Below are 20,795 nucleotides of genomic sequence, written 5' to 3' on the forward strand. Positions count from 1 at the left end.
CCGAATTAATTTGGATCTTCATCGTACTCGTTCCATTTCGTTTCATCGAAAGAGTTGGTGTCTTCCGCGAGTAATTCGGCTTCGCGGCTAAGATATTGGCTCATCGTGAAACTTACTTTATCTTTTACTTGCTCTTTTGCCAATTTTTTTGTCATCGCAATGTCGATCATGGTAAATCTCTTCCCGAGTCGTCGCGCAGCATAAGCGCGCATTCCCGTGGCTTGTAAAATATCCACCGCCATATTTACAGCAGTTCCCAAAGTTTCGCGGTAAATATGATCTACACCGTTATTGATGAAATCATAAGCATCAAGCCGGTTTTTCGCACGCACAAATATCTGAAGCTGGGGGAAATGCTCTCGGGAATAGTTTAAAATTGCTTTATTTTTTTCTGGGTTATCCAGGCATAAAATAAGAAGGTCTGCGGTTTCCGCTCCAGCGGATCGCAAAATTCCAGGTTTGGAAGCATCGCCGAAATAAACTTTGAAACCATTGGACCGCAGCAAATTCACACGTTCCGCATCATTATCCAAAATTGTTGCGCCAATACCGTTTACACGTAAAAGCCTGCCAACCGTACTTCCGAAATGCCCGAAACCAACAATAATGATTTTGTGTTTGATTTCTGGTGTTTCAAGTTCTTCCGGACTTTGTATAGCTTTATTCGTGTGTGGTTCAATAAATTTTTCGTTGATAATTAGTAGAATCGGAGTAATACACATAGAAATGGCGGTGATTGCCATAAGCTGAGCTTTCAGCTTCGGATCAACAATATATAAGTCCGATGAATAGTTGATGAGTACGAAAGCAAATTCACCTACCTGCGAAAGTCCTAAAGCCACAAGAAAGTTTTGATTCATTTTAAGCTTAAAAAACTTTCCGACACCGAATAAAACCCCAAATTTCACCAACAAAACCACGGCAGTTACGGTGAAAATAAACATCGGGTCCTGCATGATGACAAAAAAGTTAATTGTGGAACCGACGCTTACAAAAAATACCGCCAATAAAACGCCTTTAAACGGATCAAGCTGACTTTCCAGCTCGTGCCGGAATTCGCTTGTCGCCAGCATGACGCCCGCGATAAAAGCGCCAAGTGCGGCGCTTAAACCTACGGCATTCATCAGTTCTGAAACACCGATAACCAGGAATAGTGAAGTTGCGGTAAGAAGTTCATTCATTCCGGAACGCGAAACATAGCGTAAAAACGGAACGAAAGTATATCTGCTCAAAAAAATGAGCGCTATAATTCCGATTACAATTGAAAATGGCTGGAGCCAGTCAGGGAGGAGCTGAATGAGCTGTTGATTTTCGGTGTCTTTTGAAGTCTTGGCAATTACCGGTAATAAAGCTAAAAGCGGGATTACCGCCATATCCTGAAATAAAAGAATGGAAAATGACGCTTCACCAACATCGGTATGAAGTGTATTTTTCTCTTTTAAAGTCTGTAAAACAATCGCGCTGGACGACATTGCAAAACATATGGCCGCGACCAGCGCCTGATCGGTGCGCCAACCCGCAAAATAGAAGATCGGGAAAAGTATAGCGATGGTGAAAATCATTTGGCTGAAACCCATACCGAGAATTTTCTTCCGAATAATCCAGAATTTTTTCGGTTCAATTTCCAGACCCACCAAAAATAAAAGCATAACGACACCAAACTCTGTTGCATGCATGATATCATCGGAATCGCTGCCAGTTAGCTTAAAACCAAACGGGCCGATGATTATTCCACCCAGAATAAAGCCGATTACAGAACTTAACCCCAATTTCCGCACCAGCGGAACCATAACGATAGCCGCACCTAAAAAAATCAGGGCTGTTTGCGCTAAAGATTCGTTATTCATCTCGGGTTAAACTTTGTTTTATTTGTTTGGTCATATCCGCCAACTCTGGCTCTTCAAGGTCATCAGCGTTATATATAGAGATGATTTCTTTAACTTTAATACCTGTTACGGACAGTGAGAGAATCAGTGGTTTCATCAATTCCTCAACGGTGGTTTTGTATAAACCATCGGGGTGGTAACAATCTTCCGCAGCGCCCATCGTAACGACGATTATCGCATCTTTGTTCATCAATGGATGATCACTTTCTGCTTTCCAGCTCATGTCGAAAACCTCATCGATCCACAACCGAAGTAATGGTGGTAAACCAAACCAAATTAAAGGAAAATGAAAAATAAGGCGTTCAAATTCACGAATTCTTTTCCGTTCCCGGAACGTTGCGATGTGAAAATCCGGATATTCTTCATACAAATCCCGGAAAACCAGTTGCTCGGAATTCTCGTATGCTTTGATCAGCGCTACATTGGTGGTAGAATATTCAAAGTACGGATGCGCGAATATGACAAGCGTTTTTTTCACAAATAGGCTAATTGTTCGAAATTACAAAAAAAACGAAAAAAAGTACGTTTTATGCAGATAATGTTTTTATTTTTGGAGATATGAAGGTTATACAAGTGGCTTCAGCATCTACGATACGGGAATTTCTGGACTTTCCGGCAACCTTATTTTCGGGCGACAAAAAATACATCCGACCTTTGGATCAGGATATCGAAGCGGTTTTTGATCCAAAAAAAAATAAGTTTTTCAAACTTGGCATTTGCGAACGTTTCATCTTTAAAAATGGAAGCGAAAAAATTTTAGGAAAAATTGCCGTTTTTACCAGTAAAAAATATAAGCAGAGTCAGCCGACCGGCGGAATTGGTTTTTTCGACTGCGTTAATGACCAGCAAACCGCAAATTTTATTTTTGATTTTGCTAAAAACTGGCTTCAGGAAAAAGGAATGGAAGCGATGGATGGCCCGATAAATTTCGGAGAACGCGATAAATTCTGGGGTTTGCTAATTGAAGGATTTTCCGAGCCGCTGTACGCGATGAATTATAATGCGCCGTATTACAAAGAGCTTTTTGAAAATTATGGTTTCGAAATTTATTTCAACCAGTTGTGCTTTGGCCGAAAAGTGCACGGTCCGGTTGCGGAAAATTTCATGGAAATACACGCGCGCGTTTCGCGGAACAAAAAAATCAGCGCCAGACCTTTGAAAGTGAAACACCTGGAAAAATTTGCGAAAGATTTTACCGAAATTTATAATCAGGCGTGGGCCAGTCACGGTGAAGGAAAACAACTCACCGAAGCGCAAACTTTAAAACTTTTTACCACGCTAAAGCCGGTAATTAATGAACATATTTCGTGGTTTATCTACGAAGGTCAAAAACCAATTGCTTTTTGGATGAATATTCCGGACTTGAACCAATGGTTTAAATACTTCAATGGTAAGTTTGGCATAATCCAAAAATTAGCCTTTTTAGTGCTGAAAAAACTGAAAAAAAATAGGAAAATGGTCGGTTTGGTTTTTGGAGTAATTCCCGAATGGCAGGGACGCGGCATCGATGGATTTATGATTTGGGAAGGCACCAAGCATTTCCGCAAAACCACGGATTTCGAAGATTATGAAATGCAGTGGATTGGAGATTTTAACCCGAAAATGATGAAAATCGCTGAAAATCTGGACACCACGGTGACTCGAAAATTAGCAACTTACCGTTATCTTTTTGACCGTACGAAAGAATTTCAGCGGCACAAAATTTTATAAAAATTACCGGCTATTTTAGAGAAATTTTACGTCTCTGATGTTGAGGTAATACGTCACATTCCCTTTCCAGTGGTTTTCTTCTGCGGTAAAAGCCATGTCGAAACTTCTTTTTCGGAATTCATCAGCATATTTTCCCAATTTAAAACCAATGCATTCAATATTTCTGCCCGACGATTCCTGTCGGATGAAAAATTTGACATGGGAATTATCTTTGCCCATTGTTTTTACATAACCAGCAACTTTTTGGTTTTTCAGGACCAAATTCGGTTTCATATTGTGCGGACCAAATGGCGCAAGCTTTCGGTGAAAATTGAAAAAATCCTTGTTTAAATCTTCAATTTCTACCACAGAATCAATGGTGATGCTGGGCTCGATCTGATGTTCCCTAATTTTTTCACAAACAACCTGCTCAAATTTCTGCTTAAAAGCTTCGAATTTAGCTTTTTCCATTGAAAGTCCTGCAGCAGCCGGATGTCCGCCGAATTTCAGAAACAAATCTGAGCAGCATTCCAGCGCGTGGTGAACATCAAAATCAGCAACTGAACGTGCCGATGCCACCATTTCGCCATTATTACCATCGGTGAAAACCAAAGTCGGTTTGTAATGCGATTCAATCAATCGTGAAGCGACAATTCCGATTACACCTTTATTCCAGCCGGGACCGTAAACAATGGTAGAACGGTTGGTAATCTGACCCGAAGTTTCTACCTGTAAAAGCGCCTCGGTGGTGCTGCTCATATCCATTTCGCGGCGCGAATCATTCAGGCTTAAAATATCACCCACGATTTGATGTGCGTGTTTCAGGTTGTCGGAAACCATTAATTCCACCGCGGCTCTTCCGTGTGAAATTCTACCAGCCGCATTTATTTTTGGAGCGATTTCAAAAACAATATTTGAAATTTCGAAAGTTGCCAGTTTATCTTCTGGAATAAGCAACCGCAAACCGATGTTTCGGGTTTTTCGTAAAACTTTTAAACCCTGTTTTGCCAACACGCGGTTTTCACCACTCATTGAAACGATGTCGGCCGCAATGGAGATGGCGAGCAAATCGGTAAGTTCAAAAAGTTCAGCTTCCGGAATTTTGTAAATGCTGTTCAAGCCCTGACAAAGTTTAAAACCAACGCCGCAACCCGAAAGTTCCTTGAACGGATAACGGCAATCTTTACGTTTCGGATCTAAAACTGCAATCGCATCGGGAATTATTTCGCCTGGTAGATGATGATCACAAATAATGAAATCAACATCGAGGCTTTTTGCGTATTCAATTTTATCGATGGCTTTTATGCCGCAATCGAGCGCGATAATGAGGGAAAAACCATTGTTTTTCGCAAAATCAATTCCTTCGGTGGAAATTCCGTAGCCTTCTATATTTCGGTCCGGAATATAATAATCGAGGTATTTCTTTTCAACAATTTTGCTGAGGTAAAGATACATCAGCGCAACGGCGGTGGTTCCGTCAACATCATAATCTCCGTAAACCAGGATTTTCTCACCGTTTTCTATCGCGGTTGCAATTCGGTCCACGGCAACCTGCATATCCTTCATTAAAAAAGGATTGTGAATATCGCCGAGGTTTGGTTTAAAAAATTCGCGTGCTTTCTGATAATTGTCTATTCCGCGCAGAACCAGAATCTTGGATTCAAAGGTTCCGAAACCCAATGAGGAGCTGATACTGTCTACAATATCTTCATTTGGCTCGGGTGTAAAAATCCATTTTTGACTCATAATCTTACAAAAATAGGAAAAAATATCAGGTTATTTCGGGCAATTTTTCAGTGTTTTCTAGTTTAAAAAGTCGATAAGAAAAGCGTAAGCAAATGCTCATTTTCGGTAAAAAATTAGCTGCTTTATTGCCGTTTTTTTCCGATTTTGCAATAAAAATTTCATTAATGAAAAATAAAATCTGAAATTTTTTAACCTGGCTTTCAATGCTTTACATATTATTTTAAAAAATATTCTGCATTCCGAAATCTGAATTAAAAAGCTGCTCGTAATTATTTTATACAATCATTAATCATAAAAATCATTATTATGCAGAAAACAATTACTGTATCGAACAAAGGAGCGACTTTGGATACAAGCAGAAGAAATTTTTTGAAATTAAGCGGAATAGGACTCGCGGTCGCAGGTTTGGCTGTGGTGGGCTGTAGAGATGACAACATGGATATGCCGATGAACCAAAATGTATTCGATCTTGGGAAAGGCGATGTGGGTGTTTTAAATTATGCCTACGCGTTGGAACAGCTGGAAGCCGATTTTTACACCAAAGTAGTCAACAGTTTCTACGGTGGAATTTCTACGGTTGAAAAGCAACTTTTTACGGATATTTATAACCATGAGGTTATTCACCGTGATTTCTTTAAAGCTGCAATTACAGCGGCTGGCGCAACACCAACACCAACGCTGGAATTCAAATACGACGGAGTTGATTTCAAAAGCAGAAGTTCCATTCTCGCGACTGCAAAAGCTTTGGAAGATACAGGAGTTGCCGCATATAATGGTGCTGGTAAGTACATTACAAATTTAGATTACTTGGTTATTGCCGGGAAAATTGTTTCAGTAGAGGCGCGTCACGCTTCAGCGATCAGAGATTTGATCAGCCCCGGAACCGGTGCGTTTTCCGGTGACGATGTGGTAGACGCCAACGGTTTGGACATTGCCAAAGAGCCGAAAGATATTGTAATGGCGGCGGGCGGTTTCTTTAAAACACCGTTCACGTGGAAAGAACAGGGCATCGGTTAAGCACTTTACATCAATTTTAACTTAAATAACAGCAATATGAACTTACTCAATATATTAGATAAATTATCAGACGATCAATTTTTCACTAAAATGACCTCGAGGTCAGAAGGTCTTTCAGATATCGCCAATTTCGGACGAAAAGCCGCAATAGCGAGTATTCCTTTAGGATTAGGCTCTTTTATGGCGACGGATTCTAAAGCAGCAAAAACCACGGTAGCAAGCACATCTTCGGCAGCTTCCGCTTTAACCGACGCGTTACAACTGGCGCTTGTTTTAGAATATCTGGAAGATGAATATTACAGAACCGGCTTAGCAAGTACAGGATTAATTCCGACAGCTGATCGTGTAGTTTTTCAGCAAATCAGCAAACACGAAACAGCGCATGTCGCGTTTTTAAAAGCTGCCATTTCTTCACTCGGAACAACACCGGGCGCAAAACCAAAATTCGATTTTACCGCGGGCGGAAATTTCCAACCGTTTACGGATTATAAGACATTTATGATTTTGGCGCAGGCTTTTGAAGATACGGGAGTTCGTGCTTATAAAGGTCAGGCGGGAAATGTTGCATCAAATAAAGCAATTTTGCAGGCAGCGTTGCAAATCCATTCCGTTGAAGCAAGACACGCGTCACAAGTTCGCAGAATGCGGATGAACAAAGGCTGGATAGAACTGAAAGACGGCGGAAATATGCCGGCAGCCACAGATGCTGTTTATGCAGGCGAAGAAAATGTCATCCAGGCTGGTTATAATACTTCGACGAAATTTGGCGCGGCGGCAGGTTCGGCATCGTTCGATGAAACTTTAAGCGGAAGCGATTCAGCAGCAATTGCGGGATTATTCATCGCTTAAGTAGCAAATAAATTTTTTCTCATTCTATATATTTTGGTTAGGAAGACTTTGATTTTATCAAAGTCTTCCTGCAAAAAAAAACCGCCTTATTTGGCGGTTTTTTTTCATTTTATAAAATCGGTCGGTTAATACATTTGTTGCTGTAATTCCTTCACTTTTTTATCAGACAAATATTCGTCATAAGTCATTTCACGATCGATAATTCCTTTTGGAGTTAATTCAATAATGCGGTTACAGACCGTTTGCAGCATTTCGTGGTCATGTGAAGCAAGCAAGATATTTCCTTTAAAATTAACCAACGAGTTATTCAACGTGGTAATACTCTCAAGGTCAAGGTGGTTGGTCGGCTCATCTAAAAGCAAAACGTTCGCGCGCTGCAACATCATTCGGCTGAACATACAACGCATTTTTTCACCTCCGGAAAGTACGGTACAGGATTTTAAAGCTTCGTCGCCCGAAAATAACATTTTACCTAAAAAGCCGCGCATATATTCTTCGTGGCGTTCTTCATCATTTTTGGTAAACTGCCGAAGCCAATCAACCAAATTGATGTTTTCCTGGAAAAAACTCGCATTATCCAAAGGCATATACGATTGGTTGGTGGTAATTCCCCAATTGAAGGTTCCTTTGTCGGCTTCCGTATTGCCGCTTAAAATCTGGAAAAATTCCGTGATAGCTAAACTGTTTTTAGAAATAACCGCTACTTTGTCGCCTTTTTTCAGATTTAAATCGATATTGGAAAAAAGAAGTTCACCGTCTTTTGTTTTTTCAAGATTTTTAACCTCTAAAATCTGGTCGCCAGCTTCGCGTTCTGTATCGAAAATAATTGCAGGGTAACGTCTGGAAGAAGGTTTGATGTCTTCGATGTTAAGCTTGTCAATCATCTTTTTACGCGCCGTTGCCTGTTTTGCTTTTGCAACGTTGGAGGAGAATCTCGCGATGAAGTCCTGAAGTTCTTTCTTTTTGTCCTCTGCTTTTTTATTTGCCTGCTGTCTTTGTCTTGTAGCCAACTGCGAAGCCTGATACCAGAAAGAGTAGTTTCCGGTGTATAAGTTTAGTTTAGAATAATCTAAATCTCCGATGTGCGTACACACCGTATCCAGGAAGTGACGGTCGTGAGAAACAACGATTACTGTATTTTCGTAGGTCGAAAGGAAGTCTTCTAACCACGCAATGGTTTCAATGTCCAAATCATTGGTAGGCTCATCGAGAATAAGCACGTCGGGATTTCCAAATAAAGCCTGGGCAAGAAGCACTTTTACTTTGTTTTGGTTTTCCAGTTCGCCCATCATTTGGTAGTGCATTTCATCTTTGATACCAACGTTGGAAAGCATCGTCATCGCGTCGGACTCTGAGTTCCAGCCGCCCATTTCATCATAAATAACACCGAGTTCGCCTGCTTTTATACCATCTTCATCCGAAAAATCTTCTTTAGCATAAAGCGCATCCATTTCGGTTTTAATCTCGAACAATTTTTTATTTCCCCGTAAAACCGTTTCCAACACGGTAAAATTATCATAAGCGAAGTGATCCTGCTCTAAAACGGACATTCTTTTTCCCGGTTCAAGGGAAATTGAGCCCGTTGTAGGGTCTTGCTGACCGGTAAGAATTTTTAGGAAAGTAGATTTACCGGCACCATTTGCGCCGATAATACCGTAACAATTTCCCTTACTAAACATAATATTTACATCGTCAAAAAGCACTCTTTTGCCGAATTGTAAAGATAAATTAGATACTGTTAACATATAGTTTTGTAAATTTGGTGCAAAATTACGAAAACAAATTGGGTTTATAGCATTGCTTAATAGGTGCTGAAATTTTACCTGTTTTGGACCAATTTTTGACTGCCAAAAATTAATAGTTTCGTGTTAAAATTTTATAAAATTTAACGAAAAATTAAAAATGAAAAAATCATCAAAATGAAAATTGAAAAATCGATCGCTATTTACAACAAAAGAGCCCGCTTCGAATTTGAGATTTTTGATGAAATCGAAGCAGGCATGGTACTTACAGGCACAGAAATAAAATCTTTGCGCTCTTCAAAAGCAAGCATTACTGAATCCTTTTGCCAGTTTATTGACGGTGAATTGTATATCATAAATATGACAATTGACGAGTATAAATTGGGAACATATTACAACCACAAAACAAAAAGGGAACGGAAGTTGCTGTTGCACAAACGAGAATTACAGAAGCTGGAAAAGAAGCTAAAGGATGTTGGAAATACCATTATTCCTTTAAAACTTTATATCAATGACAAGGGGAAAGCCAAAGTTCTTATCGCCCTTGGCCGCGGTAAAAAACTCTATGATAAACGCGAAAGCATAAAAGATAGAGAAAACCGAAGAAATTTAGACAGATTATTAAAGAAAAGTTAAATAAAGCCTACAAATCTTTGTTTATAAAGAAAATTTATATTTATTTTGCATTATCAATTATTTAATCATTTAATTCTATGAAAAATCTAAAATTAGGAATTTCAGCATTGGCACTAACTGTTGCCTCTACTGTGTTCGCTCAGACTACCAACAACCCGTGGTTAATCGGAGTTGGTGCTCATGGGGTAAACCACGCTGCGGCTGGAGGAAAAGTTGGAGATGTTGTCTCAACTGCTTTCGGTGGTGGAGATCAAGGTCAGTTGTACAATATCAACAATTTTACAATTACACCTCCACTTTCCAAGTTAACTGTTGCTAGAAACCTGAACCAATACTTGGTTCTTGATTGGCAAACTTCTGTTGGAAATATTGACAATACGAGAATTGGTATGGGAAAAGAATTTTTCCTAATGACTGGTCTTGGTTTGCAATTCAAATTCAACGGACTTTGGGACGAAGAATCTTGGTTTGACCCATATTTAAGAGTTGGTGCTAACTATTTGAGACACGACTACTCAGGAGCTATGAACGCTGTTGACGAAGACGGTCAAAACATTGGAGCGAACCACTTTGCTTTAGCAACTGGTTTAGGATCTAACTTCTGGATCACTAAAGGTTTCGGTATTGGTGTTCAGGGTGATTACGTTTCTACTCCAGGAGACAAATCTACTGTAGCTAACTTCTTCCAGGCATCTGCTTCATTATTGTTCAGATTCGGAAACATGGATAGAGATAAAGACGGAATTTTAGATAAAGATGACAGATGTCCTGATACACCAGGTTTAGCTGAATTCCAAGGTTGTCCAGATACTGATGGTGACGGAGTTCCAGATATCGACGATCAATGTCCAGATGTTGCAGGACCAGTTGAAAACAACGGTTGTCCTTGGCCAGATACTGACGGTGATGGTGTAGTTGATAAAGATGATGCTTGTCCAGAAGTTGCTGGTCCAGCTGAAAACAACGGATGTCCTTGGCCAGATACTGATGGCGACGGAGTGTTAGATAAAGATGACGCTTGTCCTACAGTTCCAGGTCTTGCACAATATAACGGTTGTCCAAAACCAAAATCAGTTACTGCTTCTGAAGTAGAAGGAGAATTGAAAAACATCTATTTCGATTTCGATAAAGCTACAATTAAAGCTGAGTCAGGTCCAAGATTAGATGCTGCTGCAACCCTTATCAAAACTGACGGTGGTAACTACTTACTAGAAGGCCAAACTGATAAAAAAGGTGCCGAAGCTTATAACCTTTCATTGTCAAGAAGAAGAGCTGCTGCTGTAGTATCTGCTTTAGACAGCAGAGGTGTAGAAGCAAACGCTCTTAAATCAATTGGTGTTGGTGAAGCTAAAGCTGTAGTTCCTGAAACTGCTTCTAACGAAGAAAGACAACAAGACAGAAAAGTTGTTGTTAGAGCAATCGAAGATGCTGCAGAATGGGCTACTTACCAAAAATCTGATGTACCAGCTGCAAAAAAGAAAAAATAATCAATTATTTTTCTAAATAAATGACGCTCCCTGCAGAGGGAGCGTTTTTTATTGCCATATTTTATTATTTTTGCACACACAAAATAAACATTACGATGGGACGCGCATTCGAATACAGAAAAGCTTCAAAAATGGCCCGCTGGGACAAGATGGCCAAAACGTTTTCAAAGATCGGGAAAGATATCGCTCTGGCGGTAAAAGCCGGCGGTCCGGATCCTGACTCCAATCCAGCATTACGACGTTGCATCCAGAATGCGAAAGGCGCCAATATGCCGAAAGACAATGTAGAACGCGCCATTAAAAAAGCCAGCGGTGCAGATGCTGAGAGCTATGAAGAAATTACCTATGAAGGTTACGGCCAGGGTGGTGTTGCTTTTTTTGTAGAATGTACCACCAACAACCCAACGCGCACCGTAGCAAACGTGCGTGCGGTCTTCAATAAGTTTGATGGAAATCTCGGTAAAAACGGTGAACTCGCTTTTATTTTCGACAGGAAAGGTGTTTTTTCTCTGGACCGTTCACAAATTAAAACCGAGTGGGATGATTTCGAGATGGAAATGATCGACGGCGGCGCTGAAGAAATTGATCACGATGATGAAGAAGTTTTTATCACCACCGCTTTTGAAGATTTTGGAACACTTTCACACAAACTTCATGAGCTTGGAATTGAACCGAAAAGCGCCGAAGTTCAGCGAATTCCGAATAATACCAAAGAAGTATCTGAAGAGCAGTTTAAAATAAATATGAAAATGCTGGAGCGTTTCGAGGAAGATGATGACGTACAGAACGTTTACCACAATATGGAAATCACCGATGAGTTGATGGCTTCCATTTAAGCCATACTCATCAGTTTAGAAATTCAAAAAAAAGCCACTTTTAACGGCAAATTTTTTATAATTAAAAGACCAAAACAAACTAATGTTTTGGTCTTTATTTTTTTTCCGTGCTAAAAGCAGGTTTTTTTTAATTATATCTATAAAAGCTGCCGCAAATGTTCTTCATCAAATTCAAAAAATGCCGCTTTTAACGGCAATTTTTTTTAATCAATAGAACAAAACAAAGTAATGTTTTGGTCTTTATTTTTTTAGGTGCTAAAAGCAGGTTTTTTTTTAATTCTAGCTATAAAAGCTGCGGCAGGCGTTCTTCATCAAAATCAAAAAAAAGCCGCTTTAAACGGCAAATTTTTATAATCAAAAAAACCAAAACAAATTGATGTTTTGGTCTTTATTTTTCGGTGCTAAAAGCTGCTTTTATTTTAAAATACCAACTTCCAATGAGCTGTCGCCAAATATTTTAATGAAAGCTTTGGTGTAATCTTCTTTCGTCGCGAAGTTCGGATTATCCAAAAACTTCTGCGGATTCACAGCAAATAAAGGGAACCAAGTGCTTGAAATCTGAATTTGAATTCGGTGACCTTTTTTAAAGGTGTGCAAAACATCCTGCAGTTTCACATCAACCGAAGTGTTTTGGTTTGGTACCATAGCTTCAGGTTTTTCACGGGAGTTTCTAAATCTCGCCGGCATAATTTCGCTTCTCACCATTTGATGATAATTGCCGTAAACAACACCGTCTTTTTTCTGCGCCGGAACAAAATCCGGTGGATAAACATCGATTAATTTTACAGCGAAATCCGCGTCCGTGGAAGTGGAAGCCACTTTTAGTTTAGCTAAAATTTCTCCCGCGAAAGTCATGTCTTCTGTTAAAACATCGGTGGTGAAAGTAAGCACGTCTGGTCTGCCGACCGCGAAACGCTGGTCTTCGCTCATATAATTTCTCGGCGTAAAACCGTTGAAATCTTTCAGATTTTCAGAGCTGATCACCGGATTATTCGGGTCGCTGAAATATTCCGAAACACTTGCAGAAGCTTTATCTCTCAACGTTCCATCAGCAAGATAAAACTGTATTTTCTGTACATTATTCGGCGGATAAGCGGCAAATTCTTTCCATTCCATTTTACCGGTATCAAATAATGATGCTTCCGGTAAACCAGCGTCAATTTTAGAATTTTCCTTCAAATAGTGGCGAAAAAATGGTGTTTCCAAATTTCTTTGATAATAAGTCGCGATGCTGTCGCCGAAGTAGATTTCATTATGAAAATGCTTTCCGGTTTCACGCGCCCAGGCGCCGTGCGAAAAAGGTCCCATTACCAAAGTGTTTTTAGCTTTGGGGCTGGTTTTTTCGATGGTTTTGTAAATATTCAGCGGACCGGATAAATCTTCAGCATCAAACCAACCACCGACGGTCATTACCGCGTGTGTCACATTTTTCAGGTGTGGTAATAAACTTCTCTTTTGCCAGAATTCATCGTAATTCGGGTGGTTCATAATTTCAGTCATGAAGAAATTATTTTTGTAATATTTCTCGTAACCGTCTTTTAAAGTTCCCATGTCACGGTAAAACTGCAAACCGTCTTCAGAAGTCTGTTTTACGAAAGTATCCATATACCAGGCTTTATCTTCGGGTTTTGTTTTCTGAATTCCGAAAACCGGAAAAGTGCGGAAATAACCCAACATAAATTTTCCGTTGTGCAGAAAGTCGTCATTCCAGAAATCCGAAATCGGTGCCTGCGGCGAAGAGGCAACCAGCGCGGGGTGATCAGATAAAATTCCAGCTGCAGTATAAAATCCTGGATAAGAAGTTCCGTATTGCCCAACTTTACCATTATTGTTCGCGAAGTTTTTCAGCAACCACGCGATGGTGTCGTAAGTGTCGGTGCTTTCGTCCACATCTTTTTTGGTTTTATGATCAACCTGCGGTGTCATGTTGGTGAAAGTTCCTTCGCTCATGTATCGCCCGCGAACATCCTGATACACAAAGATGTACTTATCTTTCATCAGGTATTGGTTCGGGCCGAGACCGCTGCGGTATTCGTTTTCACCATACGGCGCCACGCTATAACACGTGCGCTGCATCAGGAACGGATATTTGTTGTTTTTGGAAATATCTTTTGGGACGTAAACCGAAGTAAAAAGTTTTATACCGTCGCGCATCGGAATGTAAACTTCTTTTTTGGTGTAATTTTCTCTAATAAAAGTATTGTCGGGCCGTTTTTGAGAAAAGGCCGTCACAAAATAAAAAGCCAGTAAAATCTGGAATATTTTTTTCATAGAATTTATTTTGAACGAATTTAGCAAAAAATCTGAGAAATTCTTACCAATTTATACCGAATGGAATTATTTGAACATCAACCCGATCCGCACGCCAATTTATTGCCATACGACGGAACCGTGAATTATTACGGTAAAATTTTATCCGTCGAAGAAGCCACAAATTTTTTCGAAAAATTAATGCAAAACGCCGCCTGGAAAAATGATGAGGTGATGATGTTCGGTAAACACATAGTCACCAGCCGAAAAATCGCTTGGTACGCCGATGCTGAAATGGATTACACTTATTCTCAAATTAAAAAAACCGCCACCGTTTGGTTGCCGGAACTTTTAGACCTGAAAAATAAGGTGGAAGAGCTGACGGGTGAAAAATTCAATTCCTGCCTTTTGAATTTATACCACGACGGTAGCGAAGGACTTGGCTACCACAGCGATTCCGAAGGCGACATCACTAAAAACAGTGCGATTGCTTCCCTAAGTTTAGGTGCCGCGCGGAAATTTGTTTTCAAGCATAAAACAACGAAAGAGCGGCTGGAATTTATTCTGGGAAACGGCAGTTTACTGCTGATGAAAGGTGAAACCCAAAGACATTGGCTACACAGTTTGCCACCATCAAAAAAGATTCATTCGCCACGCATAAATTTAACTTTCCGCTCACGAAATCCTACCAATTAAAAAACGTAAAAATTGGTCAGAATCGCCCCGAAAATTTATCAATTTCGAAAAAAATTCCTTAAACTTTAAGAAAATTTTATAATACTTTAAGGATTTAAAGGCTTATTAATTGTTAAATTTGAGAATAATTATTAACGTTAAACATTAAAACTATGAAAAAGACACTTGCTCTTGCCGCTTTGGCGCTTACGATTTCTATGGGTTCTGTTTCCTGCGAAAAGAAAGTAACCGACGCTGAACTTCAGACTCAGGCGACCACTGTAGTGACTTCTAACCCCAACGCTTCTGTGGAAGTTAAGGACGGTACCGCACATTTAAGCGGAACTTTCGAAGATCAGGCATCCAAAGACAATATGATCGCTTCGCTTAAAGCCATTCCAGGTATTAAAGATGTAATGGATATGTCCACCGTTGCCGCAACGCCACCACCGCCTGTGGTAGATACCGTCAGCGCCGTTGACCCGATGGTGAAACAGAAAGTTGATGACGCGCTGAAAGATTTCCCTTCCGTAAAAGCTGAAGTGGTGAACGGCGAACTTACCTTGACCGGAAATGTTTCTCCGGCACAAGCACGAAAGATTAAGGAATCTGTAGATGCACTACAGGCCGGCAAAATAAACTATAACTATACAGTAAAATAGAGATTATGAGTACATTACAGGATAAATACGCCAGTGTAATAGCGGCTGCCCAAAATGCAGGAATTTCCCATTTGCGCGTGGCGGAACAGAACGGCATTCTTTACGTTTCCGGCTACGCGGCCAACAGCGCCGCAAAAGATGCAGTATGGAACGCTCTAGGCACCATCGATTCGAACTATTCAGCCTCAGACATTAATTTAGATGTTCAGGTCAATGGCTTGGCTTCCGGCTCCACGTTAACGGTCAATACCGAGTCTTCTAATTTGAATATTCGTCAGCAACCATCCACCGACGCTGCGGTAATCGGCAAAGCCGCCAAAGGTGAAACCGTAACTTTAGTAGAACAGACTTCCGATGAATGGTGGAAAGTTCGCACTTCCGATGGTGAAGAAGGTTACGCCTACGCGCGCTATCTGCATTCTTAAAAGATTTTTGCAAAAAAGAAAAATTCCCTGTTTTAACGGGGAATTTTTTTTGGGGCCATCCCGCCAGAAAATTCTCCCATGCTTTTCCTCACCAATTTTTCTGCCGGGACCGCGCTTTCCGTTGCAATCTTTTGCCGCGGCGCAGCCGCGGCAAAAGGATTTCCACTTCAATCGCTTGTCCACGCAGAAATAACCCCAATTTTTGGCAAAAAAACATATATTTGTATTCTTACATTTAATAACTCCTTATGAAAGGTCAAAACAAACTGTTCATCGCCATTATCGTCGCTTTAATCATAGGTGTGATTATGGGTGGTGTCGTCCATACCCAATATCCGGATAGTGCTCCCGGCTTTGCAAAAAACATTAAGCTTTTAGGCACAATGTTCATCCGTTTGGTGCAGATGATTATTGCGCCGCTGGTATTCACCACTTTGGTGGTTGGTATTGCAAAGATGAGCGACATGAAAATGATTGGACGTGTAGGTTCCAAAGCAATGCTTTGGTTTATTACCGCATCTTTGGTTTCACTTTTCATCGGACTTGTATTTGTAAACTGGCTGGAGCCGGGCTTGGTAATGCAGCTGGAGAAACCTGCAGCAGATGCAGCGGGCGAGGTTTTGGCTACAAGCCAGGGATTGTCTTTAGAACAGTTTGTAAACCATATTATTCCGAAAAGTTTATTCGAAGCTTTCGCCACAAACGAAGTGCTTCAGATTGTGGTGTTTTCAATTATGTTCGGTATTGCTTTAGCAAATATGGGCGAAGAATACACCAAGCCCATTGTCCGCGCTTTGGATATTTGCGCACATGCGATCCTTAAAATGGTGGGCTACATCATGTGGTTTGCTCCATTAGGCGTTTTAGGTGCAATTGCAGCGACCGTTGCAACCAATGGTTTTGAAATATTTAAAGTATACGCGATTTACCTCCGGGATTTCTTCTTTGCGCTGGCGGTTTTATGGTTAGTACTGTGTATTGTAGGATATTTAATTCTCGGCAACCGTTTGTTTGAACTGATGCGCAGGATTAAAGCACCGTTACTCATCGCTTTTTCCACGACAAGTTCCGAAGCTGTTTTCCCGAAATTGGTAGAAGAGCTGGAAAGATTTGGCTGTAACAACAGAATTGTTTCGTTTATTTTGCCGCTTGGCTATTCCTTTAACCTGGACGGAAGTATGATGTATATGACTTTCGCAGCGATTTTCATCGCGCAGATATATGGTATTGATATGTCCATCGGTCAGCAGGTTATAATGCTTTTGGTATTGATGCTTACTTCAAAAGGAATTGCGGGCGTGCCTCGCGCGAGTTTGGTCATCATTGTCGCGACGTGTACCATGTTTGGTATTCCGCCAGAAGGTATCGCACTGATTTTACCAATCGATCATTTCTGCGATATGGGAAGATCCATGACCAACGTTTTAGGTAACGCTTTGGCAACTTCAGCAGTTTCGAAATGGGAAGGTCAGCTCGAAAATCACGGCGGGGATTTATAACACAGATCAGCTGAGAATATAGAAAAAACCGGTTAAAAACCGGTTTTTTTTCATTTTTGCCAATTGGTATTTATTTTAAATTATTCATCACATCTTGTGATGCTTTCAGATGTTTCTCCAAAATCGGTACTGTTTTCGAGGCGAATGATTTTAAATTGCCATCTCCACCAGCATCTGCCTGCTTTTTAAAGGCAGCAATATCTTTTTTATGATCAGTCACCAAAAAGTCAACATATGCCTTATCGAAATCAGCGCCCTTTGTGGCTTGCATATCATTGTATTTTTGCTGCATATCAGCTTTTAGCGTATTTGGTAAATCGTAACCGGCGCTTGTTGCCCAACTTTTAAGCTCATCGTTGGCTTTGGTGTGATCATCTACCATCATTTTGCCGAGCGATTTTACTTCCTGCTGAGTGCTGTTGGTTTCTGCCAACACCCCCAACATCACTTCCATCATTCCGCCCGTAGCAGCTTCATTGGCGAACATTTTATCCTGTTCTGTAAGCGTTTCATTGGTAGTGCCAGTCATCGTTGAATCTGTCATCATCATAGTTGAGTCGGCAGGCATGGTCATTATACTATCCGTCGTGGATGTGGTTTGCGTGTTTTCGTTTTTGTTACAGGCCATCAGCGCCGCAGCGCACAAGACCGAAAGCATTGCATTTTTCATAATAGTAATATTTTAAGATTAAACTGAGTTTAGCAGTCTGTCTATCAGAAAGTTGTGAAACATCAAGAATTTTGCCAATTCAACGGCTAATTTTTAATTTTAATAACTGTGCAATAAGTATTTAAGCATAACTTTATCTACAAAGTAACCGTGATGTAGATTTAACACAAACATTTATCATAAATTTTAATCATTCTAAATAAGAAAATATTGCTTAAATTTGACCATCAATTTTTTATAAAGAATTATGTTGACGAAAGCAAAAGTTCAGGATTTCCTGAAAGAGATAGAAGTAGATGATTTGGTGCACAATTTCCAGGTGATGGGAAATGATGTGTATATCGATATGACCGCGCATTCACCGGCAATGCACGAAAAGAAAAAGCTGGAAGCTGCCATGAAACAGGCGTTCGCTTCGCAGTTTGGTGAGGAAGTGGTTTTGAAACTGAAAATTGCCTCTCCGGAACCGTCGGAAGTTCAGCAAAATCAAATTAAAGGAAAACAAATTCCGGGCATCCAGAATATTATCGCAATTGCTTCCGGAAAAGGTGGCGTTGGGAAATCTACCGTTGCAGCAAATCTTGCGGTAACTTTAGCAACAATGGGTTTTAAAGTCGGTATTTTAGATGCAGATATTTACGGACCATCAATTCCAACGATGTTGGATACGGAAGGTTCAAAACCGATTACCGTGGAAGTTGACGGAAAATCACTGATGAAACCGGTAGAAAATTACGGGGTAAAAATGCTTTCAATCGGATATTTTTCCGGTGCAAACCAGGCGGTTGTTTGGCGTGGCCCGATGGCTTCTAAGGCATTAAACCAAATGATTCGGGACGCAGCATGGGGTGAACTTGATTTCCTTTTAATCGATTTGCCGCCGGGAACAGGCGATATTCATTTATCAATTATTCAGGAAGTTCCGGTAACCGGCGCGGTAATCGTAAGTACGCCACAACACGTTGCCCTTGCTGATGTAAGAAAAGGAATCGCAATGTTTCAGATGGAAAGCATCAACATTCCGGTTTTAGGTTTAATTGAAAATATGTCGTATTTTACTCCGGAAGAATTGCCGGAAAATAAATATTATATTTTCGGGAACCAGGGCGCGCAGTTTTTAGCTGAAGATTTAGGAATTCCTGTTTTAGGTGAAATTCCTTTGGTACAAAGTATCCGCGAATCCGGTGACGTTGGCAGACCGGCAGCTTTGCAGGAAAATTCTGTAGTTGCAAAAATTTATCATGAAACTACCCAGAAAATGGTAGAAAGCCTAGTAGAACGGAATAAAAACATGCCGGCGACCGAAGCGGTAAAAATTACCACAATGGCAGGCTGTTCACCAAAAAACAAAAAAAACGCCTAAAAAACACCTTTTATTCTTCGAATAAAGAATGAATCTCAAACGATGGAAAAACAATTAACACAGGAAGAAACGGTAACCAAAGTACTGTTGGCACTGGAAAGTATACGTCCGTTTTTGAATAAAGACGGCGGCGATATCGAACTGATCGATGTGCGCGAACACACCGTATTGGTAAAACTCCACGGCAACTGCAACGGCTGCCCGATGAGTTTTTCTACAATGAAACTTGGTGTGGAAAATACCGTGAAGCAATTTGCGCCGGAAATCACCGAGGTGCTTGCAGTAGAATAAAAATATTCCACCAAAAAATTAAAACGGGCAATTGTCCGTTTTTTTTATCTCCGCTTCGGCAAGACGGTAATTATGCGTAATTTCGCATAGTCTAAAATTTTGACGTTGAAATTAATTATTTTAGCACTTTAAACTAATGATTATATGATTGCCATTATAGACGGCGGTTCTACGAAATGTGACTGGGTTATCCTGGATAATTCCGGGAAACTTCACCTGCGGACTACAACTTTAGGCTTTAATCCAAATATTATCAATCCGGATTTTATCGGAAAAGAAATCGATCGCAATGAAGACCTTTTTTTCCTAAAAAATTATATCGAAAAGCTGTTCTTTTATGGTTCTGGTTGCGGCACCGCTGCGAATGCAAAAAAGGTGAATGACGAATTTGTAACCTCTTTTCCGCAAGCGGAAATTCGGGTGAAAGAAGATATGACCGCCGCGGCCTATGCGGCTTACGACGGTGAACCCGGTATGGTTTGCATTCTGGGAACCGGTTCTAATTCCTGCTTTTTTGATGGTGAAAAAATCCGTATTGATTTGCCTTCTTTAGGTTTCCTTATCGGTGACGAAGGAAGCGGCAGCGCTTTGGGAAAACATCTATTGCGCAGGTTTTTCATGAAAAAATTGCCCGTCGATTTGGAAAAGCAATTCAAAGAAAAATACCAGCTAACCATCGACGACGCCATTAAAAATATGTACCATAATCCTCGCGCCAATGCGTATCTGGGCGACTTCAACAAATTTATCGCTGAAAGAAAAGAGCATCCCTACTTTCAGAATATGGTTTTCGATGAAATGAAAAACTTTTTGGATTACCAGGTTTTACCATATCCGGAAGCACGGGAAGTAAATATAAATTTTATGGGTTATATTGCCTTTATTTATGAAGATATCCTGCGTTCTGCAGCAGCTGAACTCAATTTAAAAATCGGCAGAGTCGTACAAAAACCTATAGAAAGTCTGGTAGACTATCACAAAAAATACATTCTAAATCTGGACTAATTTCGGTCCGGAAGAACTTTAATAATATTTAGGTATTTGAGGAAAATTGCCTCAAAATACCGCTAAA

Annotated in this window: 19 protein-coding genes; 13 read left to right on the forward strand and 6 right to left on the reverse strand. The window is 40.4% G+C overall.

All coding sequences use genetic code 11. The features are described 5' to 3' along the window. Positions 1-5: 5 nt before the first annotated feature. Both OA84_RS04160 and OA84_RS04165 read right to left on the reverse strand, forming a co-directional pair. Positions 6-1,847: a monovalent cation:proton antiporter-2 (CPA2) family protein gene (locus OA84_RS04160; RefSeq protein WP_039342883.1), complete on the reverse strand. Its 1,842-nt coding sequence runs from the start codon at positions 1,845-1,847 to the stop codon at positions 6-8. Continuing rightward, positions 1,840-2,364 carry an NAD(P)H-dependent oxidoreductase gene (locus OA84_RS04165; RefSeq protein ID WP_039342888.1) on the reverse strand — a complete coding sequence of 175 codons (525 nt, stop codon included), beginning with the start codon at positions 2,362-2,364 and terminating at the stop codon, positions 1,840-1,842. Before OA84_RS04165 ends, OA84_RS04160 begins: the two co-directional genes overlap by 8 nt. Positions 2,365-2,444: 80 nt before the next feature. Between OA84_RS04165 and OA84_RS04170 the strand changes: the two genes are divergently transcribed. After that, positions 2,445-3,596, forward strand: a complete 1,152-nt coding sequence (locus OA84_RS04170; protein ID WP_039345646.1) for a hypothetical protein — start codon at positions 2,445-2,447, stop codon at positions 3,594-3,596. Positions 3,597-3,611: 15 nt separating this feature from the next. On the opposite strand, the gene recJ is transcribed toward OA84_RS04170, so the two are convergent. Next, positions 3,612-5,321 carry a single-stranded-DNA-specific exonuclease RecJ gene (gene recJ / locus OA84_RS04175; protein WP_039342891.1) on the reverse strand — a complete coding sequence of 570 codons (1,710 nt, stop codon included), beginning with the start codon at positions 5,319-5,321 and terminating at the stop codon, positions 3,612-3,614. A 306-nt stretch (positions 5,322-5,627) separates the two neighbouring features. On the opposite strand from recJ, the gene OA84_RS04180 reads away from it, so the two are divergent. Together OA84_RS04180 and OA84_RS04185 are read left to right on the forward strand one after the other, a co-directional pair. Then, positions 5,628-6,338 (forward strand): ferritin-like domain-containing protein, encoded by a 711-nt coding sequence (locus OA84_RS04180; RefSeq protein ID WP_039342894.1) that lies wholly within the window; start codon positions 5,628-5,630, stop codon positions 6,336-6,338. Positions 6,339-6,374: 36 nt separating this feature from the next. Then, complete coding sequence (locus OA84_RS04185; protein ID WP_039342895.1) at positions 6,375-7,187, forward strand: ferritin-like domain-containing protein; 813 nt, start codon at positions 6,375-6,377, stop codon at positions 7,185-7,187. Between the two features lie 125 nt (positions 7,188-7,312). On the opposite strand, the gene OA84_RS04190 is transcribed toward OA84_RS04185, so the two are convergent. Then, positions 7,313-8,932, reverse strand: a complete 1,620-nt coding sequence (locus OA84_RS04190; RefSeq protein ID WP_039342899.1) for an ABC-F family ATP-binding cassette domain-containing protein — start codon at positions 8,930-8,932, stop codon at positions 7,313-7,315. 174 nt (positions 8,933-9,106) lie between these two features. On the opposite strand from OA84_RS04190, the gene smpB reads away from it, so the two are divergent. From smpB to OA84_RS04205, 3 genes are all read left to right on the forward strand, one after another. After that, complete coding sequence (gene smpB / locus OA84_RS04195; protein WP_039342900.1) at positions 9,107-9,565, forward strand: SsrA-binding protein SmpB; 459 nt, start codon at positions 9,107-9,109, stop codon at positions 9,563-9,565. Positions 9,566-9,642: 77 nt separating this feature from the next. Continuing rightward, positions 9,643-11,052: an OmpA family protein gene (locus OA84_RS04200; protein ID WP_039342902.1), complete on the forward strand. Its 1,410-nt coding sequence runs from the start codon at positions 9,643-9,645 to the stop codon at positions 11,050-11,052. 95 nt (positions 11,053-11,147) lie between these two features. Next, positions 11,148-11,888, forward strand: coding sequence for a YebC/PmpR family DNA-binding transcriptional regulator (locus OA84_RS04205; protein ID WP_039342903.1), 741 nt, complete (start codon positions 11,148-11,150; stop codon positions 11,886-11,888). A gap of 414 nt (positions 11,889-12,302) precedes the next feature. Here the strand turns inward: OA84_RS04205 and OA84_RS04210 are convergent, their stop codons facing one another. After that, positions 12,303-14,159: a CocE/NonD family hydrolase gene (locus tag OA84_RS04210; protein WP_039342911.1), complete on the reverse strand. Its 1,857-nt coding sequence runs from the start codon at positions 14,157-14,159 to the stop codon at positions 12,303-12,305. Between the two features lie 60 nt (positions 14,160-14,219). On the opposite strand from OA84_RS04210, the gene OA84_RS04215 reads away from it, so the two are divergent. The 4 genes from OA84_RS04215 (at position 14,220) to OA84_RS04230 (ending at position 17,399) form a co-directional block, all read left to right on the forward strand. Continuing rightward, positions 14,220-14,834, forward strand: coding sequence for an alpha-ketoglutarate-dependent dioxygenase AlkB family protein (locus tag OA84_RS04215; RefSeq protein WP_039342930.1), 615 nt, complete (start codon positions 14,220-14,222; stop codon positions 14,832-14,834). Positions 14,835-14,986: 152 nt separating this feature from the next. Next, positions 14,987-15,475, forward strand: coding sequence for a BON domain-containing protein (locus tag OA84_RS04220; RefSeq protein ID WP_039342932.1), 489 nt, complete (start codon positions 14,987-14,989; stop codon positions 15,473-15,475). A gap of 5 nt (positions 15,476-15,480) precedes the next feature. Next, positions 15,481-15,900, forward strand: coding sequence for an SH3 domain-containing protein (locus OA84_RS04225; protein ID WP_039342934.1), 420 nt, complete (start codon positions 15,481-15,483; stop codon positions 15,898-15,900). Positions 15,901-16,148: 248 nt separating this feature from the next. After that, positions 16,149-17,399, forward strand: coding sequence for a dicarboxylate/amino acid:cation symporter (locus tag OA84_RS04230; protein ID WP_039342936.1), 1,251 nt, complete (start codon positions 16,149-16,151; stop codon positions 17,397-17,399). Between the two features lie 70 nt (positions 17,400-17,469). On the opposite strand, the gene OA84_RS04235 is transcribed toward OA84_RS04230, so the two are convergent. Next, complete coding sequence (locus OA84_RS04235) at positions 17,470-18,069, reverse strand: DUF4142 domain-containing protein (RefSeq protein WP_039342963.1); 600 nt, start codon at positions 18,067-18,069, stop codon at positions 17,470-17,472. Between the two features lie 247 nt (positions 18,070-18,316). On the opposite strand from OA84_RS04235, the gene OA84_RS04240 reads away from it, so the two are divergent. The 3 genes from OA84_RS04240 to OA84_RS04250 all read left to right on the forward strand — a co-directional run bounded on the left by OA84_RS04240 (position 18,317) and on the right by OA84_RS04250 (position 20,728). After that, complete coding sequence (locus OA84_RS04240; protein WP_039342978.1) at positions 18,317-19,432, forward strand: Mrp/NBP35 family ATP-binding protein; 1,116 nt, start codon at positions 18,317-18,319, stop codon at positions 19,430-19,432. 42 nt (positions 19,433-19,474) lie between these two features. Continuing rightward, positions 19,475-19,723, forward strand: a complete 249-nt coding sequence (locus OA84_RS04245) for a NifU family protein (protein WP_052252107.1) — start codon at positions 19,475-19,477, stop codon at positions 19,721-19,723. A gap of 144 nt (positions 19,724-19,867) precedes the next feature. Next, positions 19,868-20,728, forward strand: coding sequence for a BadF/BadG/BcrA/BcrD ATPase family protein (locus tag OA84_RS04250; protein ID WP_039342984.1), 861 nt, complete (start codon positions 19,868-19,870; stop codon positions 20,726-20,728). Positions 20,729-20,795 lie beyond the last annotated feature (67 nt).

The organism is Kaistella solincola, from assembly GCF_000812875.1.
In the GTDB taxonomy this organism is placed as follows: Bacteria; Bacteroidota; Bacteroidia; order Flavobacteriales; family Weeksellaceae; genus Kaistella; species Kaistella solincola.